Origin of the sequence: Sphingomonas sanguinis (genome assembly GCF_001476905.1) — a bacterium.
Taxonomy (GTDB): Bacteria; Pseudomonadota; Alphaproteobacteria; order Sphingomonadales; family Sphingomonadaceae; genus Sphingomonas; species Sphingomonas sanguinis_B.
In genome coordinates this window covers 1-20,680 of sequence record NZ_LDTE01000039.1, presented here as the reverse complement: position 1 = coordinate 20,680, position 20,680 = coordinate 1, and the positions used below count along the sequence as shown (strand labels likewise).

General features: G+C 65.4%; 24 protein-coding genes and 1 riboswitch. Of the genes, 13 read left to right on the top strand and 11 right to left on the bottom strand.

What is annotated here, in order from left to right; translation table 11 throughout:
* From SB4_RS07190 to SB4_RS07175, 4 genes are all read left to right on the top strand, one after another.
* The gene (locus SB4_RS07190; protein ID WP_058752023.1) at window positions 1–513 is read left to right on the top strand and encodes a GNAT family N-acetyltransferase; all 513 of its coding nucleotides are present in this window, start codon (window positions 1–3) and stop codon (window positions 511–513) included.
* A 466-nt stretch (window positions 514–979) separates the two neighbouring features.
* The gene (locus SB4_RS07185; RefSeq protein ID WP_058752049.1) at window positions 980–1,756 is read left to right on the top strand and encodes a sterol desaturase family protein; all 777 of its coding nucleotides are present in this window, start codon (window positions 980–982) and stop codon (window positions 1,754–1,756) included.
* On the top strand, window positions 1,686–2,099 hold the full coding sequence (locus SB4_RS07180; protein ID WP_338108134.1) for a DUF2141 domain-containing protein: 414 nt from the start codon (window positions 1,686–1,688) through the stop codon (window positions 2,097–2,099). Before SB4_RS07185 ends, SB4_RS07180 begins: the two co-directional genes overlap by 71 nt.
* 71 nt (window positions 2,100–2,170) lie before the next feature.
* A complete protein-coding gene (locus tag SB4_RS07175) occupies window positions 2,171–3,055 on the top strand; it encodes a MipA/OmpV family protein (protein WP_241488519.1) in 885 nt (294 codons plus the stop codon).
* A 245-nt stretch (window positions 3,056–3,300) separates the two neighbouring features.
* Here SB4_RS07175 and SB4_RS07170 read toward each other — a convergent pair whose 3' ends face one another.
* Entirely contained in the window at window positions 3,301–3,816 is a 516-nt protein-coding gene (locus tag SB4_RS07170) for a hypothetical protein (protein WP_058752022.1), read from the bottom strand.
* Between the two features lie 65 nt (window positions 3,817–3,881).
* Here SB4_RS07170 and SB4_RS07165 point away from each other — a divergent pair, with 65 nt between their 5' ends.
* Window positions 3,882–4,325 carry a DUF1810 domain-containing protein gene (locus tag SB4_RS07165; RefSeq protein WP_058752021.1) on the top strand — a complete coding sequence of 148 codons (444 nt, stop codon included), beginning with the start codon at window positions 3,882–3,884 and terminating at the stop codon, window positions 4,323–4,325.
* A gap of 21 nt (window positions 4,326–4,346) precedes the next feature.
* Here the strand turns inward: SB4_RS07165 and SB4_RS07160 are convergent, their stop codons facing one another.
* A complete protein-coding gene (locus tag SB4_RS07160) occupies window positions 4,347–4,730 on the bottom strand; it encodes a hypothetical protein (RefSeq protein ID WP_058752020.1) in 384 nt (127 codons plus the stop codon).
* A 111-nt stretch (window positions 4,731–4,841) separates the two neighbouring features.
* On the opposite strand from SB4_RS07160, the gene ung reads away from it, so the two are divergent.
* The 4 genes from ung to SB4_RS19520 all read left to right on the top strand — a co-directional run bounded on the left by ung (window position 4,842) and on the right by SB4_RS19520 (window position 7,018).
* On the top strand, window positions 4,842–5,537 hold the full coding sequence (ung, locus tag SB4_RS07155) for a uracil-DNA glycosylase (RefSeq protein WP_058752048.1): 696 nt from the start codon (window positions 4,842–4,844) through the stop codon (window positions 5,535–5,537).
* A gap of 96 nt (window positions 5,538–5,633) precedes the next feature.
* Complete coding sequence (locus SB4_RS07150; RefSeq protein ID WP_058752019.1) at window positions 5,634–5,945, top strand: zinc ribbon domain-containing protein YjdM; 312 nt, start codon at window positions 5,634–5,636, stop codon at window positions 5,943–5,945.
* A 91-nt stretch (window positions 5,946–6,036) separates the two neighbouring features.
* Window positions 6,037–6,534 (top strand): Panacea domain-containing protein, encoded by a 498-nt coding sequence (locus SB4_RS18860; protein WP_193753756.1) that lies wholly within the window; start codon window positions 6,037–6,039, stop codon window positions 6,532–6,534.
* 10 nt (window positions 6,535–6,544) lie between these two features.
* On the top strand, window positions 6,545–7,018 hold the full coding sequence (locus SB4_RS19520; protein WP_153006118.1) for a hypothetical protein: 474 nt from the start codon (window positions 6,545–6,547) through the stop codon (window positions 7,016–7,018).
* On the opposite strand, the gene thiC is transcribed toward SB4_RS19520, so the two are convergent.
* The 8 genes from thiC to gluQRS form a co-directional block, all read right to left on the bottom strand.
* Complete coding sequence (thiC, locus tag SB4_RS07145; protein ID WP_058752018.1) at window positions 7,019–8,932, bottom strand: phosphomethylpyrimidine synthase ThiC; 1,914 nt, start codon at window positions 8,930–8,932, stop codon at window positions 7,019–7,021.
* 35 nt (window positions 8,933–8,967) lie between these two features.
* A riboswitch (TPP riboswitch) is annotated at window positions 8,968–9,076 on the bottom strand.
* 144 nt (window positions 9,077–9,220) lie between these two features.
* Window positions 9,221–10,309: a ferritin-like domain-containing protein gene (locus SB4_RS07140; protein WP_058752017.1), complete on the bottom strand. Its 1,089-nt coding sequence runs from the start codon at window positions 10,307–10,309 to the stop codon at window positions 9,221–9,223.
* 35 nt (window positions 10,310–10,344) lie between these two features.
* The gene (locus SB4_RS07135; protein WP_058717169.1) at window positions 10,345–11,313 is read right to left on the bottom strand and encodes a ferritin-like domain-containing protein; all 969 of its coding nucleotides are present in this window, start codon (window positions 11,311–11,313) and stop codon (window positions 10,345–10,347) included.
* 196 nt (window positions 11,314–11,509) lie between these two features.
* Entirely contained in the window at window positions 11,510–12,487 is a 978-nt protein-coding gene (gene egtD, locus SB4_RS07130) for an L-histidine N(alpha)-methyltransferase (protein WP_058752016.1), read from the bottom strand.
* Entirely contained in the window at window positions 12,481–13,761 is a 1,281-nt protein-coding gene (gene egtB, locus SB4_RS07125) for an ergothioneine biosynthesis protein EgtB (RefSeq protein WP_058752015.1), read from the bottom strand. Before egtB ends, egtD begins: the two co-directional genes overlap by 7 nt.
* A gap of 38 nt (window positions 13,762–13,799) precedes the next feature.
* Complete coding sequence (locus SB4_RS07120; protein ID WP_058752014.1) at window positions 13,800–14,363, bottom strand: cob(I)yrinic acid a,c-diamide adenosyltransferase; 564 nt, start codon at window positions 14,361–14,363, stop codon at window positions 13,800–13,802.
* A gap of 4 nt (window positions 14,364–14,367) precedes the next feature.
* Window positions 14,368–14,595, bottom strand: coding sequence for a twin transmembrane helix small protein (locus SB4_RS07115; protein WP_056435854.1), 228 nt, complete (start codon window positions 14,593–14,595; stop codon window positions 14,368–14,370).
* A gap of 10 nt (window positions 14,596–14,605) precedes the next feature.
* Window positions 14,606–15,457, bottom strand: coding sequence for a tRNA glutamyl-Q(34) synthetase GluQRS (gene gluQRS, locus SB4_RS07110; RefSeq protein ID WP_058752013.1), 852 nt, complete (start codon window positions 15,455–15,457; stop codon window positions 14,606–14,608).
* A 110-nt stretch (window positions 15,458–15,567) separates the two neighbouring features.
* Between gluQRS and SB4_RS07105 the strand changes: the two genes are divergently transcribed.
* Window positions 15,568–16,134: an HNH endonuclease gene (locus SB4_RS07105; RefSeq protein ID WP_042485172.1), complete on the top strand. Its 567-nt coding sequence runs from the start codon at window positions 15,568–15,570 to the stop codon at window positions 16,132–16,134.
* Between the two features lie 18 nt (window positions 16,135–16,152).
* Window positions 16,153–16,605, top strand: a complete 453-nt coding sequence (locus tag SB4_RS07100) for an EF-hand domain-containing protein (RefSeq protein WP_058752012.1) — start codon at window positions 16,153–16,155, stop codon at window positions 16,603–16,605.
* A 24-nt stretch (window positions 16,606–16,629) separates the two neighbouring features.
* Here SB4_RS07100 and SB4_RS07095 read toward each other — a convergent pair whose 3' ends face one another.
* Window positions 16,630–17,193 (bottom strand): hypothetical protein, encoded by a 564-nt coding sequence (locus SB4_RS07095; RefSeq protein ID WP_058752011.1) that lies wholly within the window; start codon window positions 17,191–17,193, stop codon window positions 16,630–16,632.
* A gap of 292 nt (window positions 17,194–17,485) precedes the next feature.
* Here SB4_RS07095 and ppc point away from each other — a divergent pair, with 292 nt between their 5' ends.
* Both ppc and SB4_RS07085 read left to right on the top strand, forming a co-directional pair.
* The gene (ppc, locus tag SB4_RS07090; protein WP_058752047.1) at window positions 17,486–20,161 is read left to right on the top strand and encodes a phosphoenolpyruvate carboxylase; all 2,676 of its coding nucleotides are present in this window, start codon (window positions 17,486–17,488) and stop codon (window positions 20,159–20,161) included.
* Between the two features lie 5 nt (window positions 20,162–20,166).
* Window positions 20,167–20,571, top strand: coding sequence for an OsmC family protein (locus SB4_RS07085; protein ID WP_058752010.1), 405 nt, complete (start codon window positions 20,167–20,169; stop codon window positions 20,569–20,571).
* Window positions 20,572–20,680 lie beyond the last annotated feature (109 nt).

The following is a 20,680-nucleotide window of genomic DNA, read 5'->3' as shown; positions in this document are numbered from 1 at the left end:
ATGAGCGCCCCGACCCTGACCACCGAGCGGCTGACCTTGCGCGGCCATCATCCCAACGATCTCGACGCACTGGCGGCGATGTGGGCCGATCCCGGCGTCTACGCCATGATCGGCGGCAAGCCCCGCGCCCGCGAAGAGGTGTGGATTCGGCTGCTCCGCTCGATCGGGCAGTGGACGGCATCCGGCTATGGCGCGTGGGTGGTATGCGACCGCACGACCGGCGCGGTGCTGGGGGATATCGGACTGCTGGAGTCGCGGCGTGCGATCATGCCGGAACTGACGGTGCCGGAGACGGGCTGGACGCTCATCCCGGCGGCGCATGGCCGGGGCTATGCGGGCGAGGCGATGCGCGCGGTTCTCGGCTGGGCGGACGGGCAGGGTCTGACGCGGACCTGCTGCATCATCGATCCGGGGAACGCAGCGTCGATCCGGCTTGCGGAGAAGCTGGGCTATGGCGCGCCGGTCGAGGGGGTCTATCACGACCGAACGATCCGGATTTTCCACCGAGGCTAGACGCTCTCAGTTTATTCCTCCCCTGCAAGGGGAGGTGGCAGGGCGAAGCCCTGACGGAGGGGTGTCCCGCTATCGAGACGGTGACACCCCTCCACCAGCTTCGTGTTCGAGCGAGATTGTGCCCCCGGCACAATCTTGGTCTGCCGGGGGCAGACCAAAGCTCGAACACCCCCTCCCCTTGCAGGGGAGGAATAAAAACCCCGTGCTTCATTCTGCCTATCGGAGGTGGGGGTCGCGGGGAGACGCGGATGGAAGCCCCCGGCCGAAAGGCCCTCTCTCTTCCTCGACGGTGCGGCATCGGCAATCGTCAATGAAGCCCGAACGCTGACGCCCAACCAAACCTCTCTGCGCCTCCGCGTCTCCGCGCGAACAAAAGGCCGCTCACAGGACGTTCGCGGTTCAAGCCCCGTCCCCGATAGGGTACAAGGCTCCCGTGACGCTTGCCCTGATCCTGTCCGCCATCGCCATGACGCTGATCGTCGGTGTCCGCTATCTGCTCGCCTCGGGCGCTTTCGCGCTGGCGACCAAGGCGCGGCATCCGAACCTCTATACCGGCCTCGATCCGCAGATCCGGCGCGAAATCGCCTGGAGTTTGGCCTCCGCCGCCATTTACGGCGTGCCGGCGGGGATCGTCGCCTGGGGCTGGCAGAATCGCGGCTGGACGCGGATCTATGCCGACCTCCACACCTATCCGCTCTGGTACTGGCCTGTCTCGATCCTGCTCTACTTGATCGCGCACGACACCTGGTTCTACTGGACGCATCGCTGGATGCACCGTCCGGCGGTGTTCAAGGCCGCCCATGCCGTTCATCATGCCAGCCGCCCGCCGACCGCCTGGGCCGCCATGGCGTTCCACCCGATCGAGGCGGTGACCGGCGCTGTGGTAATTCCGCTACTCGTCTTTCTGATTCCGATCCATATCGGCGCGCTCGGCTTGGTCCTGACGATCATGACCGTTATGGGCGTCACCAACCATATGGGCTGGGAAATCTTTCCCCGTTTCATGTGGCGGGGGCACCTGGGGGGGTGGCTCATCACGGCCAGTCATCACCAACGGCATCATGAGCAATATGGGTGCAACTATGGACTCTATTTCCGTTTCTGGGATCGCCTCTGCGGCACCGACCGCGGCCTTGGCGACTTCGACCGGGCCCATGCGCAGGCCGCGCGCCGTGCTTCTGCTGCTGGCCGCCCTGCCCCTGATCAGCGCCGCGCCGGTCAGCCGTCTGGACATCGGGATTGACCAGCTGCGGTCGACCAAGGGGCTGATCCGCCTCTGCCTTACTTCCGACCCGGACAATTTTCCCGCCTGTGTCGATGACGCCCGCGCGCTGACCCGTTCGGTCCCCGCCGGACAGCGCGGCATCCATCTCGACGGGCTGCCGCACGGCAATTACGCCGCCGCCGTCATCCATGACGAAAACAGCAACGCCAAGCTCGATACGCTGGCGGGCATCCCGCGCGAGGGTTTCGGCTTTTCGCGCAACCCGGCGATCCGCTTCGGTCCGCCGCGTTTCACCGCCGCGCGCTTCACGCTCGATTCTGTTGCCGAAACACAACAGATCAAGATGCGGTACATCTTCTGATACAATTCGCCGGAGCGAAATCGTTACAGTCGCGTTGCATTTCGGATAACCGATTCAGGGAGTTTTCCGTCTTGCGCCCATTTTCGCGCGTTTCCGCCCCGCTGATTGCCATGGGCGCGCTATCCCTGTCCGTCCCCGCCTTTGCGCAGGACAGCACGGCCGCCAGCAACCCCGCCGCCGCCGAAATGGCCGGACAGCTGGGCAAGAATACGATTACCGTCGGGCTGGGTGCGGCCTATCTGCCGGATTATGAGGGGTCGAAGGACTATTCCTTCTCCCCCGCGCCCGCCGCGCTCGCCTATATCGACGGGCATACCATCACCTATATCGGCAACCGCGTGTCGGTGGACCTGATCGGCGACAAGGCCAATCGCGACTGGGATATCCAGGCGGGACCGATCGGCGTGGTCAACCTGGACCGGACCGCGCCGTCGCGCATCGACAACAAGCAGGTCGCCGCGCTGGGCAGGATCGGTGCGGCGGTCGAGCTGGGCGGCTATGTCGGGATCGGCAAGATCGGCGTGGTCACCAGCCCTTATGACCGGCTGTCCGTCTCGGTCAGCTACCGCCATGACGTGACCGGCGTGCACGACAGCGGCATCTGGCAGCCATCGATCAACTATTTCACCCCGCTGTCCACCAAGGCGGCGGTCGGCCTGTTCGCCACCGCCGAGCGCGCCGGGCGCGGCTATGCCCGCCGCTACTTCTCGATCACGCCGGACCAGAGCGCGGCGAGCGGCCTGCCCGTCTATAATGCGCGCGCCGGGTGGAAGGACTGGTCGGTCGGCGGTCTGGCCACCTATTCGATCACCGGCAACCTGCTAAAGGGCTGGAAGGTCGTCGGCGGCCTGACCTATGGCCGGATGGTCAATGATTTCGGTGACAGCCCGATCGTGTCGCAGGTCGGTTCGCGCAGCCAGTGGCTGAGCGCGCTGGGACTGGCGTACACCTTCTGAGGACCCGACCGGGGAGGAATTCCCAGAGGCGTATCGGGCGGCGCCCCTTCCTGGAATGACCGCCTGTCATACGGATTAGCCGCCGCTCCTTGCTCTCCCCTCCCGCAAGCGGGAGGGGTCGGGGGAGGGGAAGGAGTCTCACAGAGACCGTCGCCTGCGGCCTACCCTCCCCCATCCCCTCCCGCCTGCGGGAGGGGCGTGCTTCGTTGCGAGCTGCTGGCGCCTTCTCGCCATGCGCTGGGGGGTTACCCCTCTTGCGGGCATTCCCCCGGCTGGGTCACCGGCGCGCCACCCATATACCATTGGCTGCGGTCGCCCATCGTCTCGCGGTCGTGATAGCAGACCCGCGCCTTGGCCGATTTCAGGTCATATTCGACCGTCCAGTTGTTGTCCGCACAGTCATGCGGGGTGCAGCCATGCGCGGCCAGGCCGTTTTTGCCCCGGCGGAAGATCGGCACCGTCACCGCGCCACGCGACATGACACGCTGGACCAGCTTCTGATCGCCCACCGCTTCATGCAGCGCGCTGGCCACCTCGGTACGGTCGAAAAAGGTCACGCCGTCGACCGCGTCACTGGGATAATGGCCGATATAGGCGGTCAGCGGATTGACCTGCGCCACGCCGGGCACCGGCGTCGGCTTGGCCGTGCCGGGCGGGGTGAAGTTGCCGGGCGCGACATCCGAGTCGGTATCCCCGTCCTTGCCGCCGCACGCCGCCAGCGCGAGGAAGGCCAAGGGGGCAAGGAAGGCGAAACGGCGCATGTCTCTCTCCTGAGGAATCTCTTCTGGTACGGAACGCATCGATGTCATGGCCGGTTGCCCGGGACATGACGCATCCCCCCGCCCATGATGCCGCGCTCACCCGCTTTGTCGAGGCGCAAAGCCTCAGCCATGCCGCCTCTATCGGCGAACTGCGGCGGGGGCGGAAGGAAAGCCATTGGATGTGGTTCGTCTTTCCGCAGATCGCCGGGCTGGGCCGCAGCCCGGCCGCGCAATTCTACGCGATCCGGGACGCCGGGGAGGCACGGGCCTATCTCGCCCATCCGCTGCTCGGCCCCCGGCTGCACGAGGCGGTGGCCGCCGCCATCGCCGCACCGGGATCGGCCGAGGCGATATTCGGCGCGGTGGATGCGATGAAGTTGCGCTCCTCGCTCACCCTGTTCGCCGTCGTTGCCGACGACCCGACGCCGTTCCGCGCCGGGCTCGACCGCTTCTTCGGCGGACAGGAGGACGAGGCGACACTCGACCGTCTGGCGCGACAGCACCCATGACGGTCGAGTGGCCAAGCCCGCTTACTTCTTGATCGTGATCGGGCCCGGACCGGTGACGCTGGCCGACTGATCGGCGGTCAGCACGATGCTCCACTGAGTCGTGTCGTCGCACACCGCGTTCCAGGTCGGGTTGCCGTTGGTGGGGGCAGCTTCCTGCATCGCGGTGATCGACTGGCAGCTGGCGCCCGACGGGCCCGCATCGCGGATCGCGCGGAACAGCACGCCGCGCCGCTGACCCTCGGGCAGCGCGCGCACCTTGGCACCCAGCGCGTCGGCGCTCATCTCCGTGCCGTTGGTGGTCGCGGCGGCGGCCATATTGTTGGCGGCGGGTTCGCTCGAGGAGCCGCACGCCGCCAGCGGCAGGGCGGCGGCGATGAGAGCCAGGGCGATCGTGGAACGCTGCATGGAACCAGTTCCTCCAAGGGACGGTCGCCGACATGGCAACCGTATCGGCTGCATAACGAATATCGTCGCCGCCGGTTGCGCGCCATCCCCACCATCGGCAAGACAATCGGCATGACGGATATCCGCTTGCACCAAAGCTGGCTTGGCCCCCTGCGATCCGAGTTCGACGAGCCCTATATGCAGGCGCTCAAGACCTTCCTGGCCGAGGAGCGCCAGAGCGGCCAGCGCGTCTTTCCGCGCCCGTCCGAATGGTTTCGCGCGCTCGACCTGACGCCGCTCGATCAGGTGCGCGTCGTCATCCTGGGACAGGACCCCTATCATGGCGAGGGACAGGCGCATGGCCTGGCCTTCTCGGTCCAGCCCGGCGTCCGCCCGCCGCCCAGCCTGGTCAACATCTACAAGGAGATGGCGACCGACCTGGGCATCGCGCCGCCGGGCCACGGCCTGCTCGACCATTGGGCGCGGCAGGGGGTGCTCTTGCTCAATTCGGTGCTGACCGTGCGCATGGGTCAGGCCGCCTCGCATCAGGGGCGCGGTTGGGAGCGGTTCACCGACGCCGTGATCCGCGCCGTGGCCGCCAAGGCCGAGCCGGTCGTCTTCATCCTGTGGGGCGCCTATGCCCAGAAAAAGGCCGGGTTCGTACGCGAGATGGGCGCGGGGCGGCACTGCGTCCTGACCTCGGTCCACCCCTCCCCCCTTTCGGCGCGGGGCGGGTTCTTCGGATCGAAGCCCTTTTCCAAGGCTAATGCTTTTTTGGTCGAGCATGGTCGGGAGCCGATCGACTGGGCGCTGCCGCCCCTATCCTGATCCGGGGCTCATCCGATCTGTAATCACTATGGCATCATTTGACGGGAGCGCGCATAGGCGCCGTCATTTCCCCGATCAGACTAAGGACGATGCGCGATGGCCGACGACGAATATGTGTATGACGAAGCGACCGGCGAATGGATCAGCGCCGCCGACGCCGCCGCCAAGGCCGGTACGGCGGGCGACGACGATGCGGTGGTGGTCCGCGACTCGGTCGGCAACGTCCTGAGCGACGGCGACCAGGTGACGCTCATCAAGGACCTGACCGTTAAGGGCGCGGGCCAGACGCTGAAGCGCGGCACCCTCATCAAGTCGATCCGCCTGACCGGCGACGCGCAGGAAATCGACTGCAAGTTCGACGGGATCAAGGGGTTGGTGCTGCGCGCGGAGTTTGTGCGGAAGCGATAATACCCCGCCGCAAACACTCTTGACAAATCCCACTGGACGATTCCCGTCAAAAATCCTATATGTCCTATCCTAAACCTAAAAGGAGATGGGCGTGGAAATCACGCGGGAAAACGCCCACGATCCTCGGGCGATAGCGAATAAGATATTGAGCATGCGCGAAAGCACGGGCCAGCCTGTGACTATGATGCAGCTTATCAAGCTTGTTTATATCGCGGATGGTTGGTCTCTCGCACTGCTTGGGCGGCCATTGGCTAAGCACAATCCACAGGCCTGGCAGTATGGACCGGTCTATCCGGCATTGTATACTGCATTGCGAAAGTTTGGATCGCAGCCGGTGACCTCACCTGTGCTTCTAAAAGGCACAGATGTACCATTTTCCGAAGAATTTGGTGAAGATGAAGAAAAGATTCTACGTCAAGTTGTAGAGTCGTATGGAAAACTGTCAGCCTTCAAATTATCTGATTTAACCCATCGACCTGGAACCCCATGGAGCAAAGCCATGGAAGCGGGCATATACTCTGAGATTAGTGCCACAGAAATGGCTAAGCACTTTGAGGAACTAAGGGGTAAACGCCCTGTCCAGCGATGATTCTCCCGATTTGGGCGCAATATCAGCGGCGGCAGACCATGCCGCCGCTTTCTTTGAATCAGCGTCCGACGAAGCAAGGCTGGATGCTTTAGAGAAACGCTTGGCAGACCTTGAGGGCATTCAAGAGGATTTTGGCAAAAGAGATTTCGCCTACTCTGAATTGACTGATTACATTAAGGATCTTCGGTCAGACCTTAAGGACGTTCGTCGCGCACGGACTATTTATGGCGGAACGGCGCTTCTCATTGTTGGCTTTCTACTAGCGCTACTGGTTGGGCTAGCATTTAGCCCAACCAGTCCCGTAATTCGCCTGCCCCAATATCCAGCCGCGGCACTTCTGATTGGTGTATTGACAGGTGCGATTGTTATCATACTGGCACTCGCAAAAAATGCACACCGCCTTCCAAATGAGCGCCAGTCAGAGGATGCGAATCTTCCTCAGGTCGAATTAATTACGCAGATTATAAAATCCTTCAAAAATTAATCACTCCGCCGGAAGGTAAACCTCCCCGCCCTTCTCGCGGAATTTCTCGCTCATTTCCTGCATCCCCGCCTCGGCATCCTCGGCCGCGACGAAGGTTTCGACCGGGGCGTTCTGCTTCGCCGCGAATTCCCGAGGTTCGGGATCGCGACCTGCCCCCAGCAGGTCGCTATTTGCTGCGCGAGACGCAGCAAATTCCCGAACCTCCTGCGTGATCTTCATCGAGCAGAATTTCGGGCCGCACATCGAACAGAAATGCGCGGTCTTGGCGCCTTCGGCCGGAAGGGTCTGGTCGTGGTAGGATTCCGCCGTGTCGGGGTCGAGCGACAGGTTGAACTGGTCGCGCCAGCGGAACTCGAAACGGGCGCGGCTCAGCGCATCGTCGCGCATCTTGGCGGCGGGGTGCCCCTTGGCCAGGTCGGCGGCGTGGGCGGCGAGCTTGTAGGTCACCACACCAACCTTCACATCGTCGCGGTCGGGCAGGCCCAGATGCTCCTTGGGCGTGACGTAGCAGAGCATCGCCGTGCCGTACCAGCCGATCATCGCGGCACCGATGCCGCTGGTGATATGGTCGTAGCCCGGCGCGATGTCGGTCGTTAGCGGCCCGAGCGTGTAGAAGGGCGCCTCGCCGCACGCCTCCAGCTGCTTGTCCATATTCTGCTTGATCTTGTGCATCGGCACATGGCCGGGGCCCTCGATCATGACCTGCACGTCCTGTTCCCAGGCGCGCTTGGTCAGCTCGCCCAGCGTGTACAGTTCGGCGAACTGCGCCTCGTCATTGGCGTCGGCGATCGCGCCGGGACGCAGGCCGTCGCCCAGCGAATAGGCGATGTCATAGGCCTTCATGATCTCGGTGATCTCGTCGAAGCGTTCGTAGAGGAACGACTCCTTGTGATGCGCCAGGCACCACTTCGCCATGATCGAGCCGCCACGCGACACGATGCCGGTGACGCGCTTGGCGGTCAGCGGGATGTAGGGCAGGCGCACGCCCGCATGGATGGTGAAATAGTCGACGCCCTGCTCGGCCTGTTCGATCAGCGTGTCGCGGAAGATTTCCCAGGTCAGCTCCTCGGCGATGCCGCCGACCTTTTCCAGCGCCTGATAGATGGGGACCGTGCCGATCGGCACCGGCGAATTGCGGATGATCCACTCGCGCGTGTCGTGGATGTTGCGCCCCGTCGACAGGTCCATGACCGTGTCCGCGCCCCAGCGGATCGACCAGACCAGCTTGTCGACTTCGGACGCGACGTTGGAGGCGACCGCCGAATTGCCGATATTGGCGTTGATCTTGACCAGGAAGTTGCGGCCGATCGCCATCGGCTCGGATTCGGGGTGGTTGATGTTGTTGGGGATGATCGCCCGGCCGCGCGCCACTTCGTCGCGGACGAATTCGGGCGTCACGTAATCGGGGATCGCCGCGCCGAAGCTCTCGCCGTCGCGGATATAGTCCTTCAGCATCTCGCGGCCCAGATTTTCGCGGGTCGCGACATATTCCATTTCGGGCGTGATGATGCCCCGGCGGGCATAATGCATCTGGCTGACGTTCATGCCGGGCTTGGCCCGCAGCGGACGGTTCAGCCCGGTGCGCGGGAATTGCGGCACGCCGCCCGACCGGTCGGGGCCGAGCTGGCCGTTATCCTCGGGGCGGATCTCGCGGCCGTCATAGGCCTCGACATCGCCGCGCGCCTCGATCCAGGTACGGCGGATCTGCGGCAGGCCCGCCATGATATCGATACGGGCATTCGGGTCGGTATACGCGCCGCTGGTGTCATACACGCGCAAGGGCGGCTCGCCCGAGGACGGATCGAGATGGATTTCGCGCATCGCGACATTCAGCGGGCCGACGTGAATCTTCTTCGAGCCACGGATCGGGCCGGTGGTCACGCCAATCTCGGCCTTTGCGGGGATATCTGCCATAGTCGTCCACTCCATGCGGAGGAAACGGACCATGAGAGATGGTGCCGCTCCCTCCCTACGCCGGTGTCAGCCGGATCAGGTTCAGCGGGTCAGGGGCTCTTGCCCCCCTCTCAAGCGCAGGCCAGCGCTCCCCCGGGGATAGACCATCCATAAGCGGTTTTTCGACGGATAAGAAGGGCTTTCCCCTCGGATCGCTCACACTGCGGCGCTTCGTGCATAAAAAAAGCCCCGGATCGGCCAGGGGACTAGCGACCGATCCGGGGCAAAGGACCCTTGGGAGGGAGAGGGTTATCCGCTGGCGGCGCTGGTGCGGACGTTGCCGTTTAGGCCACCGGGGAAGAAGCCGCCGCCGGTGACCGCCGCCTTGTTGAGATACACGACGTTCAGCACCTGGCCGGGGGTGCGGACAAAGGCGATGGCGTTGGAGTCGGCGGGAACGATATTCGCCACCTGGGCGCCGTTCACGGTCGCGACGATGCCCTGATCGAGATCGGTCGATCCGTCCAGGCTGTCGCGCGCGTCCGAGATTGCCCCTGCGGCGGCGATCAGCGCCCCGCTGGGGATTTGCGACGAGCTGCTGAGCGGCAACGGGCTGGAGATGGGCGTCGTGGTGCTCACGCCCTTGCGGTACAGCGTCGTGCGGACCAGACCCGCATGATAGGCCTCGGCCGCGTGGATGCCCGCCGCCGCCTCGATATAGGTCTTGTTGGTCAGCAGGGAGACGCCGCCCATATAGGCGGTGACACCGACATCCTCGAACAGGAATGCCCCGAGCAGGAAGGCTTCGTCCGACGCATAGGGGTCGAAGGTCGCGCTGTCGCCGACCACTTTGGCCGCGCGTGCCGCCGCCGTGAAGGCGCCATTGGCATCGCCCGACAGGTTGATCGAAGGCTGTGCGACCGCCGCGCTGCCCAGCGCGTTGCGCAGGAAGGTGACGTGCGCGATCTCGTCATAGGCGATCTCCCGCGCATATTGCGCGACGATCGGGTCCTGGAACTGGACCTGGCGCGGCTGCCCGGCGCCCCCCGAGGCACTGGTGTTGATCGCCACCGACCCTTGCGTGCCCGTGCCGCTGAGCAGCGACGAGGACAGGCCCGTGCCGAATGCGGCATAGCTGTAGAATTGCGCTTCCAGATATTCGAGCTGGAGCGCGAAGTTCAGTACATCGGCATCGGTAACCGATCCGGTCGCGCTGGCGGTGGGCGTCGGTGTCGGTACGACGATCACATTGTCATCGTCGCTGTTGCAGGCACCCAGCATCGCCAGGCCGCCCACGGCACCCGCCCCGGCGGCCATGCGCATGAAACGGCGACGTTCGGTCCGGCGCTTGGCCGAAGCCTCTTCGATCACATCGAGAATGAAGCGTTCTTCGCTCATGATGAAAAATCCTCTCCAGAGGAGGAAAAAGGGAATTAGTTGGCGGTGCTGGCGCGCAGGGTGCCGTTGACGCCGTTCGGGAAGAACCCGCCCAGCGTGGCCGCCGCCTTGTTCAGATAGACGATGTTGAGCACCTGGCCCGGCGTCCGGCTGAAGGCGATGCCGCTCGTGTCGAGCGGCACGATGTTGGACACCAACTGCCCATTCACCGTGGTCTGCGCGATTCCCTCGTCGAGCTTGGTCGAGCCGTCCACGCTGTCCCGCAGAGCGGAGATCTTGCCGGCCGCGTCGATCAGGCCCGACTGCGGATTGGTCGGGTCATAGCCCCGGCCGTACAGCGTCGTGCGCACGATCGCGGCGTGATAGGCCTCGACCGCCAGGATGCCGGCGGCGGCCTGGAGAAAGGTCTTGCTGCTGATCAGCGGTGAGGCGCCCTTATAGGCGGTCACGCCGACATCCTCGAAGATATAGGCGCCGAGCAGGAACGCGTTGGGCGAGCTATAGGGGTTGAAGGTGCCGCTGGTGATGACACCCGCCGCCAGCGCCGCCGCCGTGAACGGGCCATTGGCATCACCCGAAATGTTGATCGCGGGCTGTGCCACCGCCGCACTGCCGAGCGCGGTGCGCAGGAAGGCGACATGGGCCGCTTCGTCCGCCGCGATCTCGCGCGCATAGGCCTGAACTATCCGGTCGTCGCCGAACGCGACCTGCTGTCCGCCGGTCACTGCGCCTTGCGTGCCGGTGCCGGTCAGCTGGTTGGCGGGAAGACCCGTGCCATTGGCCGCATAGGCATAGAATTGCGCTTCGAGATATTCGAGATTCAGCGCGAAATTCAGGATGTCGGTGTCGGTGATCGTGGACTGCGCCCCGGCCTTGCTGGTCAGGCTGAAGGCGGTGACACCCGCCGCCGCCGCACCAAAGGCCGTTTTGAAGAAGTCACGCCGGTGGTTACGGCGTTCGGCTCGCGCATCGAAGGCGTCGAGTAGCTGTTCGCTTTCGGTCATCATGCTCCTCCCGGTCAGGAACCATGAAGAGCCCTTGTGTCGCCATGTAAACGACAGAAAAACTCTTCACAGGGTGGAGCCGAAGACTTTTATTGCCAAATTCCGACCCTACCGAACAATCAAACGTCACGATCCGAAAAAGGACGCATAAAATTAATCAGAATTATCTTTGCCGGTCCACTACGAGGCGAAACGTTCACGGCGCGAGCCGAACCGATTGCGCTTCCGCCAGATAGACCGAGAAAAGCTGGTCGGGGTCGGTCCATTCGGCCACCGGAGTCCAACCACCGGCACGCAACAGGATTTTGGCATCGCGCGGGCCATATTTGTGGCTGTTCTCGGTATGGATCGTCTCCCCCGCCGTCATGGCGAAGGGGCGCCCCTCGATGGTGAAGTCGACGTCACGGGTTGCCGCCAGGTGCATCTCGATCCGCGAGCGATCGTCATTCCACACCGCACGGTGGCGGAAGGCCTCGACGGGGATGGTGCCGTCGAGTTCGCGATTGATCCGGTCGAGCAGGTTGCGGTTGAACGCCGCCGTCACGCCCTGCGCATCGTCATAGGCCGGAACCAGCACGTCGCTGGACTTGGCCCGGTCCATGCCGATCAGCAGCATCGCCCCCTCGCCCAGCGATCCGCGCATCGCGCGCAGCAGGTCGGTCGCCATGGCGGGCGTCATGTTGCCGATGGTCGAGCCCGGGAAGAAACCCAGTTTGGGCGCATCCGCCACCATCGCAGGCAGCACCAGCGGCCGCATGAAGTCGCCCTCCAGCGGATGGATGGGCAGATCGGGGAACGCCTGTTGCAGGGCACGCGCGGAGTCGCGCAGGAAATCGCCCGAAATGTCGATCGGCACATAGGCCGACGGCTCGACACAGCGCAGCAGCACCGGCGTCTTGGTCGAGGAGCCCGATCCGAACTCGACGACCGCGCGGCCCTTGCCCACATGCGCGACCAGATCGGGACACATGGCCTTCAGGATCGCGGTCTCGGTCCGGGTCGGATAATATTCGGGCAGATCGGTGATCGCCTCGAACAGCTCGGACCCCTTGCGGTCGTAGAACCAGCGCGCAGGGATGGCGCGCGGGGAACGCTCCAGCCCGGCCAGGACGTCGGCGCGAAAGGCTGGGTCGGCCAGCGACATCTGGCCGTCCTCGATCTCGGGCTTCAACATGATGGAAGGTCCTTTGCCAGACGGACGCCGGTGAATTGCCAGCGTTGATGGGGGTAGAAGAAGTTGCGGTAACAGGCGCGGGCGTGGCCACGCGGCGTGGCGCAGCTGCCGCCGCGCAGCACGAACTGCCCGTTCATGAACTTGCCATTATATTCGCCGACCGCGCCCTCGACCGGATGGAAGCCGGGATAGGGGCGATAGGCGCTGCCGGTCCATTCCCAGACATCGCCGAAAAAGGCCGGGCCGCCGGGCGAGGGGCGCGGCTCGATCGCGCCCGCGCCGTCGAGCTGGTTGCCGCCGCTTGCGTCATGCGCGGCGGCCGCGGCTTCCCACTCGAATTCGCTCGGCAGCCTTGCCCCCGCCCAGGTGGCGAAGGCATCGGCCTCATAGAAGCTGACATGGGTAACCGGTGCGGCGGGATCGATCGCGCGACGACCATCCAGCCCGAACCGGGTCCAGCCGCCGTCGCGCTCTTCCCAATAAAGCGGCGCGGCGATCCCTTCGCCCTTTACCCAGGCCCAGCCATCGGACAGCCAGAGCCGGGGATCGCGATAGCCGCCATCCTCGATGAAGGTCATCCACTCGGCATTGGTGACGGTGCGGTCGGCCAGGGCATGAGGATGGAGCAGCGCCTGGTGACGCGGCCCTTCGCAATCGAAGGCAAAGCCCTGGCCGCCATGGCCGACCTCGACGATGCCCGCCTGCCCCTCGATCCAGCCGATCGGGCCCGGCATCGCGACCGGTGCCTTGGGTTCGGGCGCGAAAAGTGCGGGCTCCAGCGGATTCTCGGAAAAGAGGTGGAGAATGTCGGTGACGAACAGCTCCTGATGCTGCTCTTCGTGGTGACAGCCCAACGCAACCAGCTCGCGTGCAGCCTCGGGCAGATCGGGCAGCGCGGCAAGCAGGGCGGAATCGACATGCGCCCGATACGCCCGCACCTCGTCCAGCGTCGGCCGGGTGATCATGCCCCGGCGATGGCGGGCGTGGCGCTTGCCCTCCGCCTCGTAATAGCTGTTGAACAGGAACGGAAAACGCGGGTCGTGCAGCGTATAGCCCGGCACATGGTCGCGCAGCACGAAGGTCTCGAAGAACCATGTCGTGTGCGCCATGTGCCATTTCGCGGGCGACGCGTCCGGCATCGACTGGACGCTGGCATCGGCATCCGACAAAGGCTCAGACAATGCCAGGGTCATCGCGCGAACCGCGTGGTAGCGGGATGCGAGATGATCGGCAGGCGTCGAGGCCGCCGTCGGGTACGGAAGGAGGGTCGGCATTGGGCGCTCCCCGGATCATGGGGAGGCCGGTCGGCCCTTTACCGTCCCATGCGCGCCCCTCCTGGAACCCAAAGAACGTCCGATGCGCCGTTTTGGTTCACCGCCCGCGCGGCGACAAAAAGCCAATCGGACAATCGGTTGAGATAGGCCAGCGCGGGCGGGTTGATCGCCTCCTGCTCGCCCAGCGCCACGGTCGCGCGCTCGGCGCGGCGGGTGATGGCGCGAGCCAGGTGGAGATGCGCCGCCGCCGGGCTGCCGCCGGGCAGGATGAAGCTGGTCAACGGCGACAGGGCCGCGTTCATCGCATCGATCTCCGCTTCCAACCGCCGGACCTGTTCAGCAACGATGCGCAGCGCCCCCTCGACATCGCCGGGCGTGGCGAGGTCGGCGCCCAGATCGAACAGGTCGTTCTGGATCATGATCAGTTGCGCGGCCAGTGGCCCATCGACCGACATCAGGGCGACGCCGATCGCGCTGTTCGCTTCGTCCACCTCGCCGATCGCGACCATCCGCGAATCCGCCTTGGACCGGCGCGATCCGTCGACCAGCCCGGTCGTGCCTTCGTCACCCGTACGGGTGTAAATTTTCGTCAGCTTGACCAAGGGATTAGGTCCGCCCTGCCATGAACAGGAGGAGCACGACGACGGTGATCGCCAGCGCCTGGAAGAAGATGCGCTGCTGCATCATCCGGTTCGATTTCAGCTGCGACGCGGTCGGCCCTTCGCCCTTGGCTTCGGCCGTCGCCTCCTGAAGAAAGGTGATGATGCCGCGCACCAGCGCGACCAGGGTGGCGAGCATCGCCGCGATCAGCAGGATCACGAGAAAAGTGGTCATGGCGCGAAGCTTACGCCTCCCCCAGCCGAAATCCAGCAGGAAGCATATTGCGCCGCAGCGCATCGGCCAGCGCACGGCCATCCGCGCCGCCCTCGCGCATCGCCGCCAGCGCGGGCGCGCCGTGCCGCTTGGCCAGCCGCTGGCCATCCGCCCCCACGATCAGCGGATGGTGGTAATAAAGCGGCGTCGGCAGGCCGAGCAGCGCCTGGAGCAGCCGGTGGACATGCGTCGCCGCGAACAGGTCGAGCCCCCGCACCACGTCCGTCACGCCCTGCGCGGCATCGTCGACCGTGGCGGCCAGATGATAGCTGGCGGGCGCATCCTTCCGCGCCAGGATGACGTCGCCGTGCGAGAGCGGATCGGCCAGAACCGACCCCGCCCGTTCGTCTTGCCAGTGCAGCGCCCCCACCCGCTCCACCCCTCGCGCCATGTCGATGCGCCAGCCATGCGGCTCGCCCATTCGTGCGGCCCGCTCCGCCGCCGAACGGTGACGACAGGTGCCGGGATAGACCGCCTCCGGGCCATGCGGCGCGGACAGGCTGGCCGCGATTTCGGCTCGCGTGCAGAAACAGGGATAGAGCAGGTCGGCCAGCCGCGCTTGCGCCGCCGCGTACAGGTCCAGCCGCTGCGACTGGAAGGACAGCTCGTCCCATTCCAGCCCCAGCCATTCCAGATCGCGCAGGATCGCATCGACATGCTCGGGCCGGCTGCGCGTGCCGTCGATATCCTCGATCCGAAGCAGGAAACGCCCGCCGCCTGTCCGCGCCAGATCGAATGCGCGCACCGCCGAGAGTGCATGGCCCAGATGCAGCCGCCCGGTCGGGCTGGGCGCGAAACGCGTGGCGCGCGGCGTTCCGCTCATCGCGCACACTCTTGACCGCGATTCCGATCCCATGCTGTCATAGCGTGCAGTGTCATAGCCTTGTCACGCCGTTGCGCGAATAGGCGCATCGTACCACGAAGGGAGGAGCTGTGTTTCATCCCGACCTGATCCGACACCCGGACTCCTGTCCGGCACTTGTGCTCAATGCGGATTATACGCCGCTGTCCTATTACCCGCTGTCGGTCTGGCCCTGGCAGACCGCGGTGAAGGCCGTGTTCCTCGACCGGGTGGATATCGTCGCCCATTATGAGCGCGAGGTGCGCAGCCCGACCGCGAAGGTCAAGCTGCCCTCGGTCATTGCGCTCAAGCAATTCGTGAAGCCGTCGCAATTCCCGGCCTTTACCCGCTTCAACCTGTTCCTGCGCGACCGCTTCTCCTGCCAATATTGCGGATCGCACCGCGACCTGACCTTCGACCATGTCATCCCGCGCGCACAAGGCGGGCGGACGACCTGGGAGAATGTCGTCACCGCCTGCGCGCCCTGCAACCTGAAGAAGGGCGGGCGCACCCCGCGCCAGGCCGCGATGCCGCTGCATATCGAGCCGATCCGCCCGACCAACTGGCACCTTCAGGAGCATGGCCGCAGCTTCCCGCCCAATTATCTGCATGAAACATGGCACGACTGGCTGTATTGGGACGTTGAGCTGGAAGCGTAACGAAGCCGGGAGTGTCGCATGCGTGGATGGGCCAAGGGCCTTGTTAGCCTGGGGTTGATGGCGTCGGTCGCCACCACCGCCGCCTGCGGCAAGAAGGAAGAGAAGCGTGCCGAGGCGGACCAGGCCGCCGCCAAGGCGGGCTTCGTGCCACCGTCAGTCACCAGCCGCGTCGACTTCGGCAGCATGATGGCGCGCCGCTTCCGCGAGCTGGACCGCGACGGCAACGACATCATCACCGCCGACGAAATGCCCACCGCCAACTCACGCCTGTGGGAGCTCGACCGCAACAAGGACGGTGAGATCACCGAGAGCGAGTTCTTCGAGGGGATGCTGGCGCGATTCGACCGGATGGACCTGAACCGCGACGGCACGGTGACCTCGGAAGAACGCGAAGCCTCGCGGACAGAGCGGCCTGCGACTCCGACCAATCCGGTCGCGACGGGGGCCGGCGCGCCGGGGAATGCGAACTGAGGGCTTCGCCTGCAATCCAGCCGGTCAGGTGATCCAGGTCGGCGTGGTATAGGCTTGATGCCAGCGTCCCGCAGCATCGCGGACCAGCGTCGTCGCCCAGCCGCCGCCGCCTAGCAGCCCGGTCGATCCGAACGTAACCACCGCCTGTCGGCCCGATGTGTCGATAGCGGCAAGGGAGATACTGAGGAAAGTCACCTTCGCATCCTGCCGCCGAAGGGCCTGCTCGACCGCATCGGAGCCGTAAGCCACGTGGTGCCGATCAAGGAAGCGGCGCACCGACGAACAGTGGCGGACGGCACTGAACCGAAGATTGTCGAGACGATAGGACCGCCCGATCCTGCGGTCGGACGGCGCGGGCACGCGGTTTGCCTTGGCATAGGCCTTGGGCTGCCATCGATAGTCGGCCGGATCGAAATCGCGCTCGTCCGCGCCCTGCCACTCGCTGTAGATGACCGAACCGCCCGGCATCGCGACCTGAGACCGGATCAGCGCGAGCGAGGCTCCGCACGCCGCCTTGACGGCCACGGGTCGTCCGATCTGCGCGCCGTCCGCAGATGCGATGGCGGCGTAGAGAAGCACCCCAATCATCGTGCGGCGCCATCCTGAAACGGTCCGCGCCCCCCGTGCCGGAGTGCCGTTACGACGACCGCGACCTGCCAACCGATCCCGCCCAGGATACCCAGACCCATAGCCGTCATAACCCTGCCGTTGATCACTAATCCCCTCTCGCGTCTGCGCAGACATATCCTACATCGGCTCACCCCAACCAGTCCACGCACTTGAAACGCAATTTCTAGCCTGATCCAGTCACAATATTATACCAAAATTACGAACCGCAATTGGTTGACGCCCGGCCTATTGCGTTGCAGCAATGGCGCCCATGACGACCCTGCCTCCCATCGCCAACAATGCCGACATCCGCTTTCTGGGCGCCCAGCTGGGTGACGTGATCCGCCGTTATGGCGGCGACGCGTTGTTCGAGGCGACGGAGGCGATCCGCCGTGCCTCGGTCGATCGCTATCGTGGGCTGGGTGAGGACGGGTCGGTCGACCTGCAACTGGAGAAACTGGCGCTCGACGAGACGCTGGATTTCGTGCGCGGCTTCATGCTGTTCTCGATGCTCGCCAACCTCGCCGAGGATCGCCAGGGCATCGCGCGCGAGCCCGCCGCCGATATCGCCGATGTGCTGGAAACGCTGAAGGGCCAGGGCATCGACCGCGACGCGGCGATGGAGCTGCTCGGCCGGGCGCTGGTCGTGCCGGTGCTGACCGCGCACCCGACCGAGGTGCGGCGCAAGAGCATGATCGACCATCGCAACCGCATTGCCGAGTTGCTGACGATGCGTGATGCGGGGCGCGACGTGACGCCCGACGGCGACGATGTGGAAGCAGCGATCGGCCGCCAGATCGCGCTTCTCTGGCAGACCCGCGTGCTGCGCCGCGAGCGGCTGTACGTCACCGACGAGGTGGAGACAGCGCTGTCCTATTTGCGCGATGTGTTCCTGCCGGTGCTGCCCGCCCTCTATCAGCGTTGGGACAAGGCGTTCGGGGCGCGCGTGCCCGCCTTCCTGCGTCCCGGTTCGTGGATCGGCGGCGACCGGGACGGCAATCCCTTCGTCACCGCCGAGTCGCTGACCAACGCGCTGGCGCAAGCCGCCGACGCGGTGCTGACCCATTATTGCAAGGCGGTGCACGCGCTGGGCGCCGAGCTGTCCATCTCGACCGAACATGCCGAGGTCGATGAAGGCGTCCGCGCGCTGGCCGATGCGAGCGGCGACGAAGCGCTCAGCCGCGCGGACGAGCCCTATCGCCGCGCGCTGTCGGGCATCTATGCCCGTCTCGCCGCGACGCATGAGAAGCTGACCGGCAAGACCTCGCCCCGCCCCGGTCGCCTGACCGGCGAGCCCTATGCCGATCCCAAGGCCTTGCGCACCGATCTGGTCGCGATCGCGCGCGGGCTGGCGACACAGGGCGACGGCGCGCTGGCGAGCGGTGGGGCGCTGGGCCGCCTGATCCGGGCGGTCGAGACGTTCGGCTTCCACCTCGCCACGCTCGACCTGCGGCAGAATTCGGCGGTGCATGAACGCGTCGTCGCCGAGCTGTTGAAGGTGGCGGGCGTCGAGCCCGACTATCTGGCGCTGGATGAAGACGCCCGCGTCACGCTGCTCCGACGCGAGCTGGCCAATGCCCGGCCGCTGTTCAGCCGTTATGCCGATTATTCGGACGAGACCCGCTCCGAACTGGCGATCGTCCAGGCCGCCGCCGATGCGCACGCCAAATATGGCCCGAAGTGCATCACCAACTATATCGTCTCGATGGGCAAGTCGGTGTCCGACCTGCTCGAAATCAACCTGATGCTGAAGGAATTCGGCCTCTACCGCCCCGGCGAGCCCGCCACCGCCGCGATCATGGCGGTGCCGCTGTTCGAGACGATCGAGGATTTGGAGGCAGGGCCGGAGATCATGCGCGCCTATTTCGCGTTGCCGGAGATCGCTGCGATCGTCCGGGCGCGGGGCCATCAGGAAGTGATGATCGGCTATTCGGATTCGAACAAGGATGGCGGTTACCTGACCTCCACCTGGTCGCTGTCCAAGGCGTCGAGCGCGTTCCGCCCGGTCTTCGACGAACTCGGCGTCAGGATGCAGCTGTTCCACGGACGCGGCGGCGCGGTCGGGCGCGGCGGCGGCAGCGCCTTCGCCGCGATCCGCGCCCAGCCGCACGACACGGTGCAGGGCCGCATCCGCATCACCGAACAGGGCGAGGTGATCGCCGGTAAATATGGCACCCGCGACTCCGCGCTCGGCAATCTGGAGGCGATGGCCTCGGCCACGCTGCTCGCCAGCCTGGAGCCCGACCGGCTGTCGGCGGCGGACAATGTCCGCTTTACGACGGCAATGGAGCAGCTGTCGGCAACCGCCTTCACCACCTATCGCGGGCTGGTCTATGGCACGGACGGCTTCCGTACCTTCTTCCGCCAGATGACCCCGATCGCCGAGATTGCGGGCCTGAAGATCGGCAGCCGCCCGGCCAGCCGCAAGAAGTCCGACGCGATCGAGGATTTGCGCGCCATTCCCTGGGTGTTCAGCTGGGCCCAGGCGCGCGTGATGCTGCCCGGCTGGTACGGCGTCGGCACGGCGATAGCGCAGTTCGAGGACAAGGCACTGCTCGCCGAGATGGCGAAGAATTGGCCTTTCTTCGCCGCGACGCTGGCGAATATGGAGATGGTGCTCGCCAAGTCCGACATCGGCATCGCGCGGCGCTATGCCGGGCTGGTCGAGGACGAGGGCCTTCGCGACGCGATCTTCGGGCGCATCCATGACGGCTGGCACCGCGCGCGCGACGGGTTGCTGGGCGTGACGGGGCAGACGCGGCTGCTGTCCGACAATCCGGCGCTGGAGGCATCGATCCGCCTGCGCCTGCCCTATATCGAGCCGCTCAACCTGCTCCAGATCGAGCTGATGAAGCGCCACCGTGCGGGCGAGAGCGATCCGCGCATCGGCGAGGGCATCCTGTTGTCGATCAACGGCATCGCCACCGCGCTGCGCAACAGCGGGTAAAGCCGATGGCGGATTTCGTCGTGCATTACGAAGGCGGCCTGCGCTGTCACGTCGCTCATCCCGACAATGGCGCGGTGCTGGTCATGGACGCGTCGAAGGAACTGGGCGGACCGGGCGAGAATTTCTCGCCGAGCGACCTGTTGTCGGTGTCGCTGGGCGGCTGCGTGCTCAGCATCATGGCGATGGCGGGCCGCGTCGCCGGGCTGGACCTCGCGGGCGCGACCGCGACGGTGACCAAGCAGATGGGCAACGCGCCGCGCCGGATCACCATGCTGGGCGTGACGGTCCGCGTGCCGGGGCAGTATGACGCGGCCCAGCGCAAAAGGCTGGAAGCGGCGGCGGCGGCCTGCCCGGTCCATGCGGTGCTGGGCATCGATGCGCCGATCGCCATTGTGTGGGAAGAGGCGTAAAATCCTCCCCGGTACGGGGAGGTGGCAGGCCGCAGGCCTGTCGGAGGAGGGCTTCGACAGAGGCCACCCCGCGCCGCACGCCCCCTCCACCATGCTACGCATGGTCCCC

What these genes read in the sequence shown, in the direction of transcription:
- egtD (WP_058752016.1), bottom strand. Translation starts at nt 12,487, where the DNA reads ATGTTGAAGCCCGAGATCGAGGACGGCCAGATGTCGCTGGCCGACCCA.
- SB4_RS07100 (WP_058752012.1), top strand. Translation starts at nt 16,153, where the DNA reads ATGCGTGGATGGGCCAAGGGCCTTGTTAGCCTGGGGTTGATGGCGTCG.
- SB4_RS07190 (WP_058752023.1), top strand. Translation starts at nt 1, where the DNA reads ATGAGCGCCCCGACCCTGACCACCGAGCGGCTGACCTTGCGCGGCCAT.
- ung (WP_058752048.1), top strand. Translation starts at nt 4,842, where the DNA reads ATGACGGATATCCGCTTGCACCAAAGCTGGCTTGGCCCCCTGCGATCC.
- thiC (WP_058752018.1), bottom strand. Translation starts at nt 8,932, where the DNA reads ATGGCAGATATCCCCGCAAAGGCCGAGATTGGCGTGACCACCGGCCCG.
- SB4_RS07185 (WP_058752049.1), top strand. Translation starts at nt 980, where the DNA reads ATGACGCTGATCGTCGGTGTCCGCTATCTGCTCGCCTCGGGCGCTTTC.
- gluQRS (WP_058752013.1), bottom strand. Translation starts at nt 15,457, where the DNA reads ATGAGCGGAACGCCGCGCGCCACGCGTTTCGCGCCCAGCCCGACCGGG.
- SB4_RS07115 (WP_056435854.1), bottom strand. Translation starts at nt 14,595, where the DNA reads ATGACCACTTTTCTCGTGATCCTGCTGATCGCGGCGATGCTCGCCACC.
- ppc (WP_058752047.1), top strand. Translation starts at nt 17,486, where the DNA reads ATGACGACCCTGCCTCCCATCGCCAACAATGCCGACATCCGCTTTCTG.
- SB4_RS07140 (WP_058752017.1), bottom strand. Translation starts at nt 10,309, where the DNA reads ATGAGCGAAGAACGCTTCATTCTCGATGTGATCGAAGAGGCTTCGGCC.
- SB4_RS07160 (WP_058752020.1), bottom strand. Translation starts at nt 4,730, where the DNA reads ATGCAGCGTTCCACGATCGCCCTGGCTCTCATCGCCGCCGCCCTGCCG.
- SB4_RS07165 (WP_058752021.1), top strand. Translation starts at nt 3,882, where the DNA reads ATGACGCATCCCCCCGCCCATGATGCCGCGCTCACCCGCTTTGTCGAG.
- SB4_RS07150 (WP_058752019.1), top strand. Translation starts at nt 5,634, where the DNA reads ATGGCCGACGACGAATATGTGTATGACGAAGCGACCGGCGAATGGATC.
- SB4_RS07135 (WP_058717169.1), bottom strand. Translation starts at nt 11,313, where the DNA reads ATGACCGAAAGCGAACAGCTACTCGACGCCTTCGATGCGCGAGCCGAA.
- SB4_RS07095 (WP_058752011.1), bottom strand. Translation starts at nt 17,193, where the DNA reads ATGATTGGGGTGCTTCTCTACGCCGCCATCGCATCTGCGGACGGCGCG.
- SB4_RS07085 (WP_058752010.1), top strand. Translation starts at nt 20,167, where the DNA reads ATGGCGGATTTCGTCGTGCATTACGAAGGCGGCCTGCGCTGTCACGTC.
- egtB (WP_058752015.1), bottom strand. Translation starts at nt 13,761, where the DNA reads ATGCCGACCCTCCTTCCGTACCCGACGGCGGCCTCGACGCCTGCCGAT.
- SB4_RS07170 (WP_058752022.1), bottom strand. Translation starts at nt 3,816, where the DNA reads ATGCGCCGTTTCGCCTTCCTTGCCCCCTTGGCCTTCCTCGCGCTGGCG.